At 28.6% G+C, this 16,197-nt stretch carries 16 protein-coding genes; 7 read left to right on the top strand and 9 right to left on the bottom strand.

All coding sequences use genetic code 11. The annotated features are described in order from the left end of the window. Window positions 1-4: 4 nt before the first annotated feature. On the bottom strand, window positions 5-1,108 hold the full coding sequence (locus tag ACH2BC_RS10415; RefSeq protein WP_395053936.1) for a hypothetical protein: 1,104 nt from the start codon (window positions 1,106-1,108) through the stop codon (window positions 5-7). 126 nt (window positions 1,109-1,234) lie between these two features. Here ACH2BC_RS10415 and ACH2BC_RS10410 point away from each other — a divergent pair, with 126 nt between their 5' ends. Then, window positions 1,235-1,891, top strand: coding sequence for a response regulator (locus ACH2BC_RS10410; protein WP_395053935.1), 657 nt, complete (start codon window positions 1,235-1,237; stop codon window positions 1,889-1,891). A 181-nt stretch (window positions 1,892-2,072) separates the two neighbouring features. Here ACH2BC_RS10410 and ACH2BC_RS10405 read toward each other — a convergent pair whose 3' ends face one another. Continuing rightward, window positions 2,073-4,280: a tetratricopeptide repeat protein gene (locus ACH2BC_RS10405; RefSeq protein WP_395053934.1), complete on the bottom strand. Its 2,208-nt coding sequence runs from the start codon at window positions 4,278-4,280 to the stop codon at window positions 2,073-2,075. Window positions 4,281-4,417: 137 nt separating this feature from the next. Between ACH2BC_RS10405 and mtaB the strand changes: the two genes are divergently transcribed. Beyond that, window positions 4,418-5,746, top strand: a complete 1,329-nt coding sequence (mtaB, locus tag ACH2BC_RS10400; protein ID WP_395053933.1) for a tRNA (N(6)-L-threonylcarbamoyladenosine(37)-C(2))-methylthiotransferase MtaB — start codon at window positions 4,418-4,420, stop codon at window positions 5,744-5,746. Window positions 5,747-5,865: 119 nt separating this feature from the next. On the opposite strand, the gene ACH2BC_RS10395 is transcribed toward mtaB, so the two are convergent. From ACH2BC_RS10395 to ACH2BC_RS10380, 4 genes are read right to left on the bottom strand one after another with little or no spacing between them, the layout of a single operon-like run. Further along, window positions 5,866-6,207 (bottom strand): hypothetical protein, encoded by a 342-nt coding sequence (locus tag ACH2BC_RS10395; protein WP_395053932.1) that lies wholly within the window; start codon window positions 6,205-6,207, stop codon window positions 5,866-5,868. A 31-nt stretch (window positions 6,208-6,238) separates the two neighbouring features. After that, entirely contained in the window at window positions 6,239-7,111 is an 873-nt protein-coding gene (locus ACH2BC_RS10390; protein ID WP_395053931.1) for a T9SS type A sorting domain-containing protein, read from the bottom strand. An 11-nt stretch (window positions 7,112-7,122) separates the two neighbouring features. Beyond that, window positions 7,123-7,992, bottom strand: coding sequence for a T9SS type A sorting domain-containing protein (locus ACH2BC_RS10385; protein WP_395053930.1), 870 nt, complete (start codon window positions 7,990-7,992; stop codon window positions 7,123-7,125). An 11-nt stretch (window positions 7,993-8,003) separates the two neighbouring features. After that, complete coding sequence (locus ACH2BC_RS10380; protein WP_395053929.1) at window positions 8,004-8,288, bottom strand: GNAT family N-acetyltransferase; 285 nt, start codon at window positions 8,286-8,288, stop codon at window positions 8,004-8,006. 106 nt (window positions 8,289-8,394) lie between these two features. Between ACH2BC_RS10380 and ACH2BC_RS10375 the strand changes: the two genes are divergently transcribed. Both ACH2BC_RS10375 and ACH2BC_RS10370 read left to right on the top strand, forming a co-directional pair. After that, window positions 8,395-9,057 (top strand): alpha/beta fold hydrolase, encoded by a 663-nt coding sequence (locus tag ACH2BC_RS10375; protein ID WP_395053928.1) that lies wholly within the window; start codon window positions 8,395-8,397, stop codon window positions 9,055-9,057. A gap of 51 nt (window positions 9,058-9,108) precedes the next feature. After that, window positions 9,109-10,002 (top strand): lytic transglycosylase domain-containing protein, encoded by an 894-nt coding sequence (locus ACH2BC_RS10370; RefSeq protein WP_395053927.1) that lies wholly within the window; start codon window positions 9,109-9,111, stop codon window positions 10,000-10,002. Here ACH2BC_RS10370 and ACH2BC_RS10365 read toward each other — a convergent pair. After that, on the bottom strand, window positions 9,999-10,703 hold the full coding sequence (locus ACH2BC_RS10365; RefSeq protein ID WP_395053926.1) for a TlpA family protein disulfide reductase: 705 nt from the start codon (window positions 10,701-10,703) through the stop codon (window positions 9,999-10,001). The genes ACH2BC_RS10370 and ACH2BC_RS10365 overlap by 4 nt on opposite strands. Window positions 10,704-10,866: 163 nt before the next feature. Continuing rightward, a complete protein-coding gene (locus tag ACH2BC_RS10360) occupies window positions 10,867-11,382 on the bottom strand; it encodes a DUF2892 domain-containing protein (protein WP_395053925.1) in 516 nt (171 codons plus the stop codon). A gap of 165 nt (window positions 11,383-11,547) precedes the next feature. Here ACH2BC_RS10360 and rpmH point away from each other — a divergent pair, with 165 nt between their 5' ends. From rpmH to carB, 3 genes are all read left to right on the top strand, one after another. After that, on the top strand, window positions 11,548-11,709 hold the full coding sequence (rpmH, locus tag ACH2BC_RS10355) for a 50S ribosomal protein L34 (protein ID WP_074723512.1): 162 nt from the start codon (window positions 11,548-11,550) through the stop codon (window positions 11,707-11,709). A gap of 320 nt (window positions 11,710-12,029) precedes the next feature. Further along, on the top strand, window positions 12,030-12,530 hold the full coding sequence (locus ACH2BC_RS10350; protein ID WP_395053924.1) for a DUF6169 family protein: 501 nt from the start codon (window positions 12,030-12,032) through the stop codon (window positions 12,528-12,530). A gap of 117 nt (window positions 12,531-12,647) precedes the next feature. After that, complete coding sequence (gene carB, locus ACH2BC_RS10345; protein ID WP_395053923.1) at window positions 12,648-15,500, top strand: carbamoyl-phosphate synthase large subunit; 2,853 nt, start codon at window positions 12,648-12,650, stop codon at window positions 15,498-15,500. 106 nt (window positions 15,501-15,606) lie between these two features. Here the strand turns inward: carB and ACH2BC_RS10340 are convergent. Next, window positions 15,607-16,197, bottom strand: a 591-nt coding sequence (locus ACH2BC_RS10340) for a YkgJ family cysteine cluster protein (protein WP_395053922.1), incomplete at its 5' end; no start/stop codon positions are given.

Raw genomic sequence — 16,197 nt, 5'->3', positions numbered from 1 at the left:
GAACTCAAGGTACTAAACGTGTCTGACCGTTCTCAAACCAAGCTGTGTCAAAGCCATCTCTTAATAAGATCGTCTTTGTAGAAGCTCCAACATTAGTTCCGTTGTCAATCATCACACCATCTATTAATGTTGTTCCGTTGTATTTTGGAATTGAATTTGTCGTTGTAGACGAAACTTGTGGGTCATTTTCTGTTACAGATAATGTTGTTGGATTCACCCAAGTTCCATTTCCAGCGGCATCACTTTGCAAAACAAAATTGGCAGTTGCACCATTTGTAACTTGTAAATTAGTGGTTTTGGTTTTTCCTGCTACTTCAAGTTTATCAGTTGGATTTATTACACCAATGCCAAGATTTCCATTAGAAATACTCATGGCTCTCAAGGTTCCAAATTTATTTCCTGCACCAGTTCCATTTGTAAAAAAATCTAATCGTCCCCAAAAAGCGCCTGTTGCATTATCTCCTGATTCTATATAAGCTGGTCGCCATTCGTTAACAGTACTTTTATCACTTATAAATGTCAATCTACTCGCTCCAAACCCAGCTGTTGAACTTAATTTCAGTTCAAGTGGATTATCTGGACCAGCAATTTCCAATTTAGATTGTGGATTTGTTATACCTATTCCAACATTTGTAGAATTGTCATGAATAATTCCATCAACTAGATTTGTTCCATTCCATTTAGGAACTTTATTAGCAGTTACAGATCCAACTTTTGGGTCAATTTCTGATGTTATGCCGTTTACTTTTATCCATATTGAACTTGAATTTTTCCAATAATAAAATCCTGCTAAATTTACACCTACAGTTTGTGTTAAATAAACCATCATTCCGTCTTGGGCAGATGTTGGGTTTACAACTGGGAAAGCATCAATTTTAGGAAGTAATATTCCATCGGTATTTGCTGGAGTAGCTTGATTACTAGATTTAATTTCAAGTTGAGCGTCTGGAGTGGTTGTATTAATGCCTACTTGAGCATTTGAAATAAAACTAAATCCTATAAACGACATTAAAAAATATAATTTTTTACTGAAAATTTTACTTTTATTTGAGAAGATTTCGTTATTCGAGCCAAAAAGAAGAACTGTTATGGTAATTTTCGAATTCATAATAAATAATTTTTTGTAAAAATAATTGCGTTATTTAAGTCGTACAATACTGTAATTAGGTATATGTTAAGGAATTACTAATATTTTATGATTTATTTAGTATGTTTGTCTCAATAATTAGTAATTATGTCCATAAAAATAATTCTAGCCGATGATCATTCCTTATATCTACAAGGTTTAATACTGATATTAAAAGAAAATGAAAATTTTGAAATTTTAGGCAATGCCAATTCTGGATGCGATGCTATTGAAATGGCAAAAAAATTTAATAAAGAAGCAGATGTTTTTTTACTGGATTTACATTTGCCCGATATGAATGCCATTGAAATTGTTACAGAAATAAGGAAGTTTTCTTCCGATTTAAAAATTATTATGTTAACTCATCAAAAAGGAAATCGTTATTTACCGAAGTTAGTGAAGCTAGGAATTAGTGGATATTTACTTAAAAACATAGATGCTAAAGATTTTATTGAAGCATTAACTATTGTTGCAAATGGAGGTGAATATTATAGTCCTAATATTACAGATATTACCAAAGATGAAGATGTATATATAAAAAGTAGTGTCATTATTTTTAACGAAACCAAAGATATAATGCTGAGTGATCGCGAAAAAGAAATATTGGTAATGGTTTGCAACGAGAAAGCAAGTAAAGAAATTGGCGAGTTACTTCATATAAGTACAGGTACAGTAGATACGCATCGCAAAAATATTATGCAAAAACTTGGCGTGACAAACTCGGTTGGATTGGTAAAATATGCTTTGAAACAACGATTGATTTAACTTAGAGGTTTAGAGAATTAGAGTTTAGGCAGTTTAAAAATAAATCCATAAAAATAAGTCAAAAATTTTAACTCTAAACCTCTAAACCTCTAAACCTCTATGTTATAATTCCAATTTCACACTAGTTCCAACATCATAAAAATAAGTCAAAATTTTAACTCTAAACCTCTAAATCTCTATGTTATAATTCCAATTTCACACTCGTTCCAACATCATTTTTCTCGAAAATAATATTTGCACCAATAGCTTCTGCAAATTCATAACATAGCTTTAAGCCTAAACCAGTTCCTTTACTTTCTATTTTATCTAACTTTTTAGCGTTGAGGTAACCAATCATTTCATCGGTCATCCCAAAACCTTGATCTTTTATTGTGATGGTTTTGGTTGCAGAATTAGATACAATTTCAATTTCGGATGTGTTGCCTGAATATTTTATGGCGTTGTTTATCAAGTTTCTTAAAATTAACGACAATATCGATTTATCAGATTCTAAAGTAAAATCCTTATCCAAATTATCATTCAATTTTATAAATTTCAATTGTGCTTGCGGACGATAAATACCAATTATTTCTTTAATAATTTCGCTAATATTTTGTTTTTTTAATTTTGCAGAAATTCCATCTTTTTGAATCGCTGTCCAATGCAACATATTGTCTAATAAACCTTGCATGGGCTGAATTGCAGCATCGACAGTTTTAAATGCTTCCAGCAATTCATCAGAATTGTTTTTTCTAGAAATTATTTGTTGGTTGTAATTAGTAATTGCCGTAATCGGATTTAGTAAATCGTGGCTCATCATCGAGATTAGTTGTTCTTTGCTGTTATTTGATTTTTGAAGGCTTTCTTCCGATGTTATAAGTTCGGTATTTAAGGTTTTTAACGTATTATTTTGACGATTTATTTTATCGTTTATTTCGGTCAATTGCGTGTTGGTTTTTCGTTTTTGACGGTACAAAAAATAAGTAAAACCAACGCCAGCCAATGCCAAAAGCGCAAAACTTCCAAACGCCAATTTCTGATTTTTTTCTTTAGATAATTTAGCCGATGCAATAATTTTTTGGTTGGCATTGGCGATTGAGTCTTTGATAGATTTTTTTTCAAAATTAAAGTTTAGTTGTTGTTTTAAAATTGATGTTTGTGTATTTACGCCATATAAACTATCTTTAAGTTTGGTGTAATCCACATAATATTTCAGTGCCAAATCTGATTTTCCTATTTTTTTATAAATAGTGTATAAATTTTCTAAAACAGTAATTTTTGTATCAAATGTTCCAGCTAAATTTGATGCTTGCAAAGCTTTCAATTCATACTTTTCTGCATTTATAAAATCTTTTTTCTCCAAATATAGATTTCCAAGTGAACTAAAAGCAATCGGAATTTGTAAAGCATTTTTATTTTTAGTGATAAGCACTAAATTAGAATCTAAATATTTTTTTGATAATTTGAATGTTTTATAATCATTAATTCCATTTTTAATTTGCTTCAAATAAAAATTTCCAATTGCAGCATAACTTGTTGCTGTTTCAGATTCATCACCAATTTTTTTGGCTATTTCAAGTGCTTTAAATAATGATTTTTTAGCTTTTTCAAATTGAGTCGATTTAGAATCAATCTCATTATTTTCTTTATTTGATAATTCAAAATATAACTGTCCTATCGAGTTTAAAATTCTTACTTCAACTTGCTTGATATTTAATTTTTTAGCTAAAAAAAGTGATTTTTTATAAGAATTTATAGCTTCTAAATTATTATTAGATAATTGATATAAAATTCCTAAATTAATGTAATTAATACAGATACCACGTTCATCATTGAGCTCTTGTGCTATTTTTAGACTTTTCAAATAGCATTTTATTGAATTATTAAAGTCGCCCATTTTTTGATAAGTAATTCCCATATCGCCATACGAACCGCCTAAATTATACTTGTCTTTATAAAAAGCATCTACTGCAATACATTTTTGATGATAAAATAAGGCGTCTTTATAATTTGTAAGTTCAGTATGTAAATTACCAAGATTACTATAACTGGCACCTAAATCTTTTTTTATGTTTAGTATTTGTCTTAATTTCAATGCTTTATTGTTAAATATCAATGCCGAATCTAAAATACCTGAATAGAAGTAGGCAGAACCAATTCTATGGTAACTACTGGCAATCAATCTATTATTTTTTAATTTTTGTGCAATTTGCAGCGCTTTAAAACCGTACATTTTACTAACATTCAATTCAAAATCGGCACTTTCACGGCTCAACAAATTAAGATTATTAATTTTTATTGTGTCACTTTTAGCGAGTTTAACAATTTGCTTCAATGAATCAATAGTTTTACTTTGAGAAAAAGATTGAATTGAAAAACTTAATACTAACAGAATTATAATTTTTTTCATATTCAAATTTAACATTTTATTAATAAAAATCAATACCTAATTCCAGTATTATTTCATGAAAATTTCTATTTCTATAATTTAATTGTAAATTTACACTCTCAATTTTTTGACAACGATTTCATTAATTGAGCAATCTTATGGAAAATAAAAAAAAAGTTGCCTTCTACACTTTAGGATGCAAATTAAATTTCTCTGAAACATCTACAATTGCAAGAAATTTTCAAGACGAAGGTTTTGAAAGAGTTGATTTTGAAGAAGTTGCAGATATGTATGTAATCAATACTTGTTCAGTGACAGAAAATGCCGACAAACAATTTAAACAAATTGTAAAAAAAGCATTAAAACTTAATGACAAAGCTTTTATTGCAGCTGTTGGTTGTTACGCTCAATTAAAACCCGAAGAATTAGCTGCGGTTGATGGTGTAGATTTAGTTCTTGGAGCCACAGAAAAATTTAAGATTACCGATTATATTAATGATTTATCCAAAAATGATATGGGCGAAATTCACTCGTGCGAGATTGGAGAAGCCGATTTTTATGTTGGAAGTTATTCCATTGGCGATAGAACTCGTGCTTTTTTGAAAGTGCAAGATGGTTGCGATTACAAATGTACGTATTGCACAATTCCTTTGGCACGAGGAATTTCTAGAAGCGATGCGTTAGAAAATGTATTGCAAAATGCTTCCGATATTTCGAAACAAGGCATTAAAGAAATCGTTTTAACAGGCGTAAACATTGGCGATTACGGAAAAGGTGAATTCGGAAATAAAAAACATGAACATACTTTTCTTGATTTAGTAAAAGCTTTGGATGAAGTTGAAGGCATTGAGCGATTAAGAATTTCTTCTATTGAACCTAATTTATTGAAAAATGAAACTATCGATTTTGTTTCAAAAAGTAGAACATTTGTACCACATTTTCATATTCCGTTACAATCAGGAAGCAATGAAATTTTAGGTAAAATGAAGCGTCGTTATCAACGAGAAGTTTATACTGATAGAGTTGATAATATTCGAAAAGCGATGCCAAACGCTTGCATTGGTGTTGATGTAATTGTTGGTTTTCCTGGAGAAACTGATGAACATTTCTTAGAAACTTACAATTTTTTGAATGAAATGGATATTTCTTATTTACACGTTTTTACTTATTCTGAAAGAGACAATACTGAAGCTGCAATTATGGAAAATGTTGTTCCTTTGAATGTTAGAAACAAAAGAAGTAAAATGCTACGTGGTTTATCAGTAAAAAAACGTCGTGCTTTTTATGAATCTCAAATTGGAACTAACAGAACGGTACTTTTTGAAAGTGAAAATAAAGAAGGATACATTCACGGTTTTACAGAAAATTATGTCAAAGTAAAAACACCTTGGAATCCTGAATTGGTAAATACTTTACACGAAATTAATTTGACAAAAATTGATGATGATGGAAGTGTTAGATTGAAGTTTTTACAAGTCAATGTATAAATGTATATTGTATAATGTAAAAATTGTAAAAAGTTAAATAACATTTTGAGATTTCTATAAAATTAAAAATCAAATACTGTTATACGATATACGATATACAATTTTACAATATACAGTTCTTAGTACTTATAATGAAATCGAATCTTTGTGATTCTAAAAACCGTCTCACTATATTGTTCTATAAATTCAAATTTATTTCTTCCAAGTCGGTTTAAATTAATTATTGAAGTAGCATCAATTTCATAATATAAACCGTTGCCTTCCATCATAAATTTATTGCCATTGTTTCTATAAGCTGATCGTTGCAATATAAATTCTGATAAACTCCAAGTGGTTTGTTCTGCATCAAAATCATCTTTTACATTAGATAACCCAATTGTAATTTCTGTTTTGCAACCATAATATTTTTCGATGTTTTCGAAAAAAGTAATAATTTGTAATCTTGTCTCTTCTGAATTCATTTTATAAATATAAGAATTCTAGAATTACAACTTAAAATTTAACTACTTTTTTAATTACAAAATTATTTTCAACTTCAATTTTGAAAAAGTAAATTCCAGATTCTAAATTGGAAACATCAATTTTACTTGCACAATTTTCTATGTTAGATATTAATTTACTTTGAGAATCAAATATTTCCAAATTAAAAATAGTGCTAATTTCAAATACGATAAAATTGTTGGTTGGATTAGGATAAAGTTTGAAATTCGAATTAAAAAAATCATTAGATAATAAATTTCCACTCACTAAATTATCAAGGTAATCTGGAATAGTATTGGAGTTTAAATCGTCATCCATAGGATTACCATTTCCATTATAATCTTCATTTATTGTAGTGTAAGTATCGCCATCATCGTTATTGTCTTTAAAATTAAAACGACCATCAGCATCAGTATCAGTATCAATTAAAATTAAATTTCCATTTAAATCTTCATTATTGTTTAGTACAGAATCGTTATCAATATCTCCATTTGGATCTACACATTGCAATGTAACTTCACCATAATAATAATTCAAATCAGCTTCATTGTATTGTGTTCCAGTTCCGTTATAAACAAATTTTAAATAACAATCTTGGGCAAAAATTACAGTATTTGTAAATGTTGCAGCCAGTGCATTTGTACCGTTTAATAAATCTTGTGAGTTGGTGTAAACTTCAATAGAATAGCCACTTAAATTAAAATTGTTTTCTTGAAGCGCTAAATTTCTGATGAAAGTATTTGTATAATAATCAATATTAAACGATGTGTAACCGTCATAATCTTGATCTATAACCGAAAAATATTTTATTCCTGGTGGACCAGGAATTTGAGAAAAAGAACTAAAACTAACTAATAATAAAAAAGCAAGTAGATTTTTTTTCATAAATATTTATTTTAAATTTTAACAACTTTTTTAATTATGAAATTATTTTCAAATTCAATTTTGAAAAAGTAAATTCCAGATTCTAAATAAGAAATGTCAATCTTGTTTTTGCAGTTTTCAACTGAATTAATAATTTGACCTTTAGTATTAATTATTTTTAAATTAAAACTTGAACTGGTTTCAAATTCTATAAAATTGGATGTTGGGTTAGGATAAATTTTAAATTTCGAATTCAAAATTTCTAAAACAGATAAATTTCCAGAAACTAAATTGTCTAGATAATCTGGAATCGAATTACCATTTAAATCATCATCTAAAAAATTACCATTTCCATTATAATCTTCATCAATAGTATTTACTAAATCTCCATCATCATCAATATCTCTATAATTTGCAATTCTGTCACCGTCAGTATCATCATCAATTAATATTAAATTTGAATTTAAATCTTCAATTGAGTTTACAATATTGTCGTTGTCAAAATCTCCATTTGAAGAATTTGTTGCTAATATGTGACAACTAAAATAATATAATAAATTAGGTTCATCATAATAATTTCCACTACCTGAATATGTCAATTTTAAAGAGCAGAATTGAGTGTTTGCTTCTATATTTTGATAATTATTTGTAGTTATAGGATTTGAATTATTATTATAGTCAGTATCTGATGGGAATAATACCAAATTATAACCACTTAGATTATAGCTTAAATTCAAAGCATGATCTCTTATGTAATTTAAATAATAATCAATTTCGAATACTACAAATCCATCATTATCACTATCGATTTTGTCAAAAGTTAAACATGGTGGTGGTGGTGGAATTTGAGAAAATGAATTAAAACTAACTAATAATAAAAAAATAAGTAGATTTTTTTTCATAAATATTGATTTTAAATTTTAATTCCAGGAGGCAATAAATCTCTGTAAGTGGTATTTTTTCTAAAAAATAAAGCAATTTTTGGCAAAATAGGAACTACTTTTAACTTGCGTTCGTAAGCAATTTCCATAATGTTTTTTAATAAATCATTTATGAATTCCTCATCTTCAAATCCGTCTGGAGTATTAATTCTAGTAAGAAAAATTTTCTTTTCTTGAAAAGAATATTCAAGCGAAACCAATTTTTCATCAACAAAAGTTTCAAATTGCCTTGCAAATGTATTGTCTTTAATTTCCATTTTTTGTAAAAATAACGATGTGTTCATATCCAAGTCAATCAAAATAAGTAATTTTATGCAAATTTCGGAATAAATTATGGATTAGTAACCGAAATTAGTTAAAAATATGAATAAGATTCCAGTTTATTTAATGCCAGGTTTGGCTGCAAGTGCTACTATATTTGAACGAATTGATTTACCCAAAGATACATTTGAAGTGTTCTTATTAGAATGGTTTATACCAGAAAAACTAGAAACATTACAATCTTATGCCAAGCGAATGGCTGAAAATGTTAAACATAAAGATGCTGTTTTAGTTGGCGTATCCTTTGGTGGAATTCTGGTTCAAGAAATGGCACAATTTTTAACTTTAAAAAAATTAATTATTGTTTCTAGCGTAAAATCTAACAAAGAATTGCCTAGAAGAATGAAGCTTGTAAAAACTACAAAAGCATATAAATTATTACCCACAAGTCTTCTGGCAAATATTGAATTACTTGTAAAATATGCTTTTGGCAATGTAATTAAACAACGTTTAAAATTATATGAACGCTATTTGCATATGCGAAACAAAGATTATTTAGATTGGGCAATAGAGCAAGTTATTTGTTGGGAAAGAGTAGAAGTAGATTTAAATGTAATTCATATTCATGGTGATGAAGATGAGGTTTTTCCATCTAAAAATATTAAAAATTTTATAAATGTAAAAGGCGGAACGCATTTAATGATTTTAAATCGATACAAATGGTTCAATCAAAATTTACCAAAACTGATTTTAGATACAGATTAGTACTATTAATAGAATGGCTTTTTGTAAATTTGCACCTCAAAATCAATAATTATGAAAAAAATTCACATATTTGGTATAATTACGTTAGTTATTTTGGCTAGTTGTACTTTAATTTTTGCTACCAAAGCCAATGTAAATTCATCTGAAACAAGAAAAGGAACAGCTCAATATTTTCCGTCAGAAGTTGATTTTGCAGGAGAAAAAACACCACTTACAATTGCCGATGTTAAAGAGCGTTTTGATAGAGAATTATTGATAAATGCCAATTTACATTCGTCAACAATTTTAATTATAAAACGTGCTAATCGTGCGTTTCCAATTATAGAACCAATTTTAAAACAATATGGCGTTCCAGACGATTTTAAATATCTTGCCGTTATTGAAAGTGCTTTAGTAAATGCTGTTTCTCCTGCTGGAGCAAGAGGAATTTGGCAATTTATGCCAGACACAGCTAAAGAAAAAGGTATGGAAGTTAGCGAATCTGTAGACGAACGTTATCATTTAATTAAATCTACTGAAGCTGCTTGTAAATATTTATTGGCTGCAAAACAAAAATTTGGAAATTGGACACTTGCTGCAGCTTCATATAATGGCGGAATGACTGGAGTAAATACTAAAATTACTGAACAAAAAGTATCAGACTATTATGATTTATTGTTAACAGATGAAACTTCTAGATATGTTTTTAGAATTCTTGCTTTAAAAGAAATAATGAAGAATGCTACTTCATATGGTTTTCAATTATCTAATAATGAGTTGTATGAAATCATTCCAACTAAAAAAATAGTTGTAGATTCTACTATTACAGATTTAGCAACATTTGCAAAAACACAAGGTATAAATTATAAAATTTTGAAAATTCATAATCCTTGGTTGCGCGATAAAAAATTATCAAATCCTACCAAAAAGAAATATGAACTTGAAATACCACTTTCTGGATATTAATTATTATTTGTAGTTACATAAGTTTCTCTTTCTACATTTTTGTGCAATAAGAAGTTTGCTAAATTATCTTGAAAATAGTTAAAGCTATAATCTAGCGCTTTCGCAAATGCAATTTTTGGTTTAACTTGAGGATTTCCTCTTTTAATATCTACAATTTCTAAATTTTTATTTAAAAAATACGAAGTTGGAAATCCTAAATAATGTTTTAAAACTGCAACGGTTTTTTCATCTGCTACATAATTTTCATTGGCATAACATACTTTAATATCCAATCCAAATTTCGAACTTATTTTTTGAACTTCTTTTTTAGTATTCCAAAAAAGTACAATTAATTGAAAATCGGTAGCATATTTTTTAGCAATTTTATTCAAAGCTGGAATTTCTGCTTTATTTAAAACGCACCAAGATGAGTAAGTAATAATAAATATTGGCTTATTAATTTTAGCTAATTTCACTTTTTTTCCTTTAACATTTTTTAAAGTAAAATTTTCCAATTTCGTACCAACAAGATAGTTATCTACTATGGAATCAAATAATAAATTAGCTTTTGTAACATCATTTTCTTTGTAAGCTACTTCTGTTGCTATATTTAATTTTGTAATATGCTTTTTAATTTCATCTGAAAATAAAACAACCTTCGATTGACTGTATGAAGTATAGAAAAATAGTAAATTCAGTATAATTAGTGTAAAATTCTTCATAATTAACTTAATTTGTTATTTAAACTTAAGACTTATTAACAAATCATGGTTAATATCTCAATATAAATCCGATAAAAATCCTTAAGATTAAAAAAAATAAGATTTTACGCATAAAAAAACCACGTGTTATCGTGGTTAGTATTGAAAATGAAGTGGTTGTATGTTATATTTTCTTCATTTGATCTTTCATCATTGTAATTTGATCTTTTAACATTCCTTGTTTGTCCAATTTTTTTACTTCTGCAATCAAAGCAGTTGCTTCAATTTTTCTTCTTCTAGACATTGCAATTCCTGCTAAGTTTAATTTTGCAACTGCCAAATCCATATCCATATTTAAACCCAACCGAATAGCTTTTTTAAAGAATTTTTCAGCTTGTAATAAATTGGTTTGAGATAACATTAAACCTTGCAAATAATTGTAGTAACCTTGTTGTTTTTGAACCAAAGCCGTTTCGGGATTTGTAATTTTTGATAACCATTTTTGAGCGCCAGAAAAGTTCTGTTTTCTCAATTGTAAAAACGCAAGAAGTATAAATTCGTTTTTGAAATATAAAAAAACAGGAATAATTGCTATAAAAATAAGAAAAATTCCGTTACCAATATTACCTTCTGTAAACTGCCAAACTGCTGTAATTAAGATTAAACCTGCAATAACAAGTTTGATATTTCTGTGAAACATAGTTAAAATATTTAAGTTACAAAGGTATGAAAGTTTTTCAAAATATTTTTCATAAAACTACTTGCCAGAAAAAAAAAGGTTTGTATATTTGCACTCGGTTTAAAAATGTCAAATTTTTTAAACTTCACAAACATAATTATCATCACATTTTAAAGATACAACGCAATGAGCAAAAGAACGTTCCAACCATCGAAAAGAAAAAGAAGAAATAAACACGGATTTATGGACAGAATGGAAACTCCAAATGGAAGAAAAGTACTTGCGCGTCGTAGAGCGAAAGGAAGACATAAATTGACAGTTTCTTGCGAACCAAGACACAAAAAATAATGATTAGCAATTAATCAATATCAAGCCGTTACTATTTTTTAGTAGCGGCTTTTTTTATATAATTTATAATTTTTATTTAAATACTAATTAGCACATAATATAGGAATTACGATTTGAAATTTCAAATTGAAAAAATTTGTAACTTTGTAAAAATATTTATTTTATGAACATTTCAATATTTACACGTAGACAGAATGATAAGCTAGTAAAGTACTTGATTAAGAGTCAAAAAGAACTTATCGAAGAGTGTCATAAAGACTTTAAAACTAAAGAATTTCAAGATTCAATAGCACGATTAAGAGCTAAAAACAAGCTTAGGTATGGAGTATAGTTTTGAGTTCATTGGAGGGTTAAATAATAGTTATTCAATTGTAACTCAATCTGATGTTATTTATGAAATAAAATTTAAACCTTCTAGTTATTTAATTGAAATTGATGACATTATAAATGAGTTAGTTTTTGAATTTGTTATCGAAGTTTTATATAAACCAGTAAATGTAGCATTAACATTAGATAAATTAATTGGACCAACAATTAATAAAATTTTCAAAGATTTTTATAGTCTTCATAATAAATCTGTTACAGTTTACATTTGTGATTCATCAGATGGAAAACATTATATAAGAAAAAGAAAATTCGACCATTGGTTTGAAGAATTTAATGATACTACTTTTATTAAATTTGATGATATTGTAACTGATGCCGAACAGAATGAATATCCAGTATCTTTTATATTAAAAAAAGACAATCCTAATTTTCATGCTATATTAGATATTTTATCAAAAATTGTTTCAACTAATAATGATGATAAATCAGTCTAGGTAAATTTTATTAATTTTAAATTTCTGTATTAAATTATAAAATCAACACAACTACAACAATAACAATAACAATAGAATCTGATTCGCAATTGCGAACAGATTAAACAACTAACTACAATGCCAAAAGACATTTCAATAAAATCGGTTTTAATAATAGGTTCAGGTCCAATTGTAATAGGTCAAGCTTGCGAGTTTGATTATGCAGGTTCACAATCGGCAAGATCAATTCGTGAAGAAGGAATAGAAGTAATTCTAATAAATTCCAATCCAGCAACAATAATGACCGATCCATCAATGGCAGATCACATTTATTTATTGCCGTTAACTACAAAATCAATTATTCAAATTCTAAAAGAACATCCACAAATTGATTCTGTTTTGCCAACAATGGGTGGACAAACCGCTTTAAATTTATGTTTAGAAGCTGACGAAAAAGGAATTTGGAACGATTTTAATGTCAAAATGATTGGTGTCGATGTAAACGCCATTAACATTACAGAAAATCGAGATCAGTTTAAAGATTTACTCAAAAAAATTGGAGTGCCATCGGCTCCAGCAGAAATTTGTACCTCAATGCTTCGTGGAAAAGAAATTGCACAAGAATTTGGCTTTCCATTAGTAATTCGTCCCTCATTTACACTTGGCGGAACTGGAGCAGCAATAGTTTACAAAAAAGAAGATTTTGCCGAAAAACTAACCTACGGTTTAGAAATGTCACCAATTCATGAAGTATTGATTGACAAAGCATTAATGGGTTGGAAAGAATATGAACTAGAACTTTTACGCGATAAAAACGACAACGTAGTTATTATTTGTTCCATAGAAAATATGGATCCAATGGGAATTCATACTGGAGATTCTATAACGGTTGCGCCAGCAATGACGTTGTCGGACACAACGTTTCAAAGAATGCGCGATTATGCTATTTTAATGATGCGTTCTATAGGAAATTTTGCTGGAGGTTGTAATGTGCAATTCGCAGTTTCACCAGACGAAAAAGAAGATATTGTTGCCATAGAAATCAATCCAAGAGTTTCACGTTCATCTGCTTTAGCGTCAAAAGCGACTGGTTATCCGATTGCGAAAATTGCATCTAAATTAGCTTTGGGATATAATTTGGATGAACTTCAAAACCAAATTACAAAATCTACATCTGCATTATTTGAACCAACTTTGGATTATGTAATTGTAAAAATACCTAGATGGAATTTCGATAAATTTGAAGGCGCAGATAGAACTCTTGGTTTACAAATGAAATCCGTTGGAGAAGTTATGGGAATTGGACGTTCTTTTCAAGAAGCACTTCACAAAGCCACACAATCATTAGAAATAAAAAGAAACGGACTTGGTGCCGACGGAAAAGGATATAAAAATTACGAGCAAATTATAGAAAAATTAACCTATGCAAGTTGGGACAGAGTTTTTGTAATTTATGATGCCATTGCGATGGGAATTCCGCTTTCTAGAATTCACGAAATCACCAAAATAGATATGTGGTTCTTGAAACAATATGAAGAATTGTATACCTTAGAAAAAGAAATTTCTAAATATAATGTTACCAATCTTCCAAAGGAATTGTTGTTAGAATCTAAGCAAAAAGGTTTTGCCGACAGACAAATTGCGCACATGATGGGTTGTTTGGAAAGTCAGGTTTATAAATTACGTGATGATTTGAATGTTAAACGAGTTTATAAATTGGTTGACACTTGCGCAGCCGAATTCAAAGCATTAACACCTTATTATTATTCGACTTTTGAAGCAGAAATCGAAACTGCAACTGGAGAAAAATACGTTCATAACGAAAGTATTGTAACCGATAAAAAGAAAGTTGTAGTTCTTGGTTCTGGTCCAAACAGAATTGGGCAAGGAATAGAATTTGATTATTCTTGTGTTCACGGAGTTTTGGCAGCCAAAGAATGTGGTTATGAAACGATAATGATCAATTGCAATCCAGAAACGGTTTCTACCGATTTTGATACAGCAGATAAATTGTATTTTGAACCTGTTTTTTGGGAACATATTTATGATATTATTCGACACGAAAAACCAGAAGGTGTAATTGTGCAACTTGGTGGACAAACGGCTTTAAAATTGGCGGAAAAATTATCTAAATATGGAATAAAAATTCTTGGAACTTCATTTGATGCATTAGATTTAGCCGAAGATAGAGGACGATTTTCAGAATTATTATCAGAATTAAAAATACCATTTCCACAATTCGGAATTGCCGAAAATGCAGATCAAGCAAGTGCTTTGGCAGATGTTTTAGATTTTCCATTATTAGTTCGACCTTCTTATGTTTTGGGTGGTCAAGGAATGAAAATCGTAATCAATAAGCAAGAACTTGAAGAACACGTTATCGATTTGTTGAAAAACATTCCTGGAAATAAATTATTATTGGATCATTATTTAGATGGAGCAATTGAAGCCGAAGCTGATGCAATTTGCGATGGAGAAAATGTGTATATAATAGGAATTATGGAACATATCGAACCTTGCGGTATACATTCTGGCGATTCTAATGCAACTTTGCCACCATTTAATTTGGGAGAATTTGTAATGCAACAAATAAAAGATCATACTAAAAAAATTGCTTTGGCATTGCGAACTGTTGGATTAATAAATATTCAATTTGCTATAAAAGACGATATTGTTTATATTATTGAAGCAAATCCAAGAGCTTCAAGAACGGTTCCGTTTATTGCAAAAGCGTATGGCGAACCTTATGTAAATTATGCCACAAAAGTTATGCTTGGTGTAAATAAAGTAACCGATTTTACTTTTAATCCGCATTTAAAAGGATATGCGATTAAGCAACCTGTTTTTTCTTTCAGTAAATTTCAAAATGTGAATAAAGCACTTGGACCAGAAATGAAAAGTACCGGAGAAAGTATTTTATTTATTGATGATTTGAAGGATGATCAGTTTTATGAATTGTATTCTAGAAGAAAGATGTATTTGAGTAAATAGCCATTATTTCTTAAAAAGTAAAATCCCAATCTAGAAACTTTAGATTGGGATTTTTATTATTGAGTAAAAAGCTTCTTAGTATTTTTTACTTAAATCAATTAATAGTTTAAGCAATTTCTTTAAGCTCATCTGGAAATGGTCTATAAGCATAATAATGTAATACTTCTTCAATTGCTTTTTGTAATGCCAAATTTATTGGTAACATTGTTGTTGCCATTTTAAAATCTATTTGTGCCAATTTCATATAATAATCTGAAAAAATAGGTACATAAAGTGTTTTGTTTATTGCTTCTGATGTGTTTTTAAAATTTTCATTTTGGGTTTCTTTAATAATTTTGCAGGTTGCCAAACGTAGTTTTCCAAATTGATCTTTGCTTGCTGCAAATCCAAAAAGTCTGCATATTAATCCTCTATATTTATAATTAGAACAGCTTCCGTTATTGTTATTTATAGTATTTAAAGGTTTGTAAATATAACAGAATGAAGTATTATTATTTTTTAATTCTTCTAATGTTTCTTCTGCTTTATAATTTAAAAATAAATGAAATGCCCAAGGCAAAAATTCTAATGGTGATGCATCAATATGTGGAGTTGTACAACATTTACCGCAGCCAGAAATACAATGTAAATTAGAATCAGATTTGAATTTTGTAATTTCAACATTTAGACTATCGAACAAGTGTTCTATTTGTCTAAC

Origin of the sequence: Flavobacterium sp., assembly GCF_043760115.1 — a bacterium.
In the GTDB taxonomy this organism is placed as follows: Bacteria; Bacteroidota; Bacteroidia; order Flavobacteriales; family Flavobacteriaceae; genus Flavobacterium.
This window is presented reverse-complemented; position numbering and strand designations above follow the sequence as displayed.

Excerpts from the sequence above, each read along its gene's own strand:
- mtaB (WP_395053933.1), top strand. The coding sequence starts at position 4,418 with ATGGAAAATAAAAAAAAAGTTGCCTTCTACACTTTAGGATGCAAATTA.
- ACH2BC_RS10365 (WP_395053926.1), bottom strand. The coding sequence starts at position 10,703 with ATGAAGAATTTTACACTAATTATACTGAATTTACTATTTTTCTATACT.
- ACH2BC_RS10350 (WP_395053924.1), top strand. The coding sequence starts at position 12,030 with ATGGAGTATAGTTTTGAGTTCATTGGAGGGTTAAATAATAGTTATTCA.
- carB (WP_395053923.1), top strand. The coding sequence starts at position 12,648 with ATGCCAAAAGACATTTCAATAAAATCGGTTTTAATAATAGGTTCAGGT.
- rpmH (WP_074723512.1), top strand. The coding sequence starts at position 11,548 with ATGAGCAAAAGAACGTTCCAACCATCGAAAAGAAAAAGAAGAAATAAA.
- ACH2BC_RS10390 (WP_395053931.1), bottom strand. The coding sequence starts at position 7,111 with ATGAAAAAAAATCTACTTGCTTTTTTATTATTAGTTAGTTTTAGTTCT.
- ACH2BC_RS10360 (WP_395053925.1), bottom strand. The coding sequence starts at position 11,382 with ATGTTTCACAGAAATATCAAACTTGTTATTGCAGGTTTAATCTTAATT.
- ACH2BC_RS10370 (WP_395053927.1), top strand. The coding sequence starts at position 9,109 with ATGAAAAAAATTCACATATTTGGTATAATTACGTTAGTTATTTTGGCT.
- ACH2BC_RS10415 (WP_395053936.1), bottom strand. The coding sequence starts at position 1,108 with ATGAATTCGAAAATTACCATAACAGTTCTTCTTTTTGGCTCGAATAAC.
- ACH2BC_RS10380 (WP_395053929.1), bottom strand. The coding sequence starts at position 8,288 with ATGGAAATTAAAGACAATACATTTGCAAGGCAATTTGAAACTTTTGTT.
- ACH2BC_RS10375 (WP_395053928.1), top strand. The coding sequence starts at position 8,395 with ATGAATAAGATTCCAGTTTATTTAATGCCAGGTTTGGCTGCAAGTGCT.
- ACH2BC_RS10405 (WP_395053934.1), bottom strand. The coding sequence starts at position 4,280 with ATGAAAAAAATTATAATTCTGTTAGTATTAAGTTTTTCAATTCAATCT.
- ACH2BC_RS10395 (WP_395053932.1), bottom strand. The coding sequence starts at position 6,207 with ATGAATTCAGAAGAGACAAGATTACAAATTATTACTTTTTTCGAAAAC.
- ACH2BC_RS10385 (WP_395053930.1), bottom strand. The coding sequence starts at position 7,992 with ATGAAAAAAAATCTACTTATTTTTTTATTATTAGTTAGTTTTAATTCA.
- ACH2BC_RS10410 (WP_395053935.1), top strand. The coding sequence starts at position 1,235 with ATGTCCATAAAAATAATTCTAGCCGATGATCATTCCTTATATCTACAA.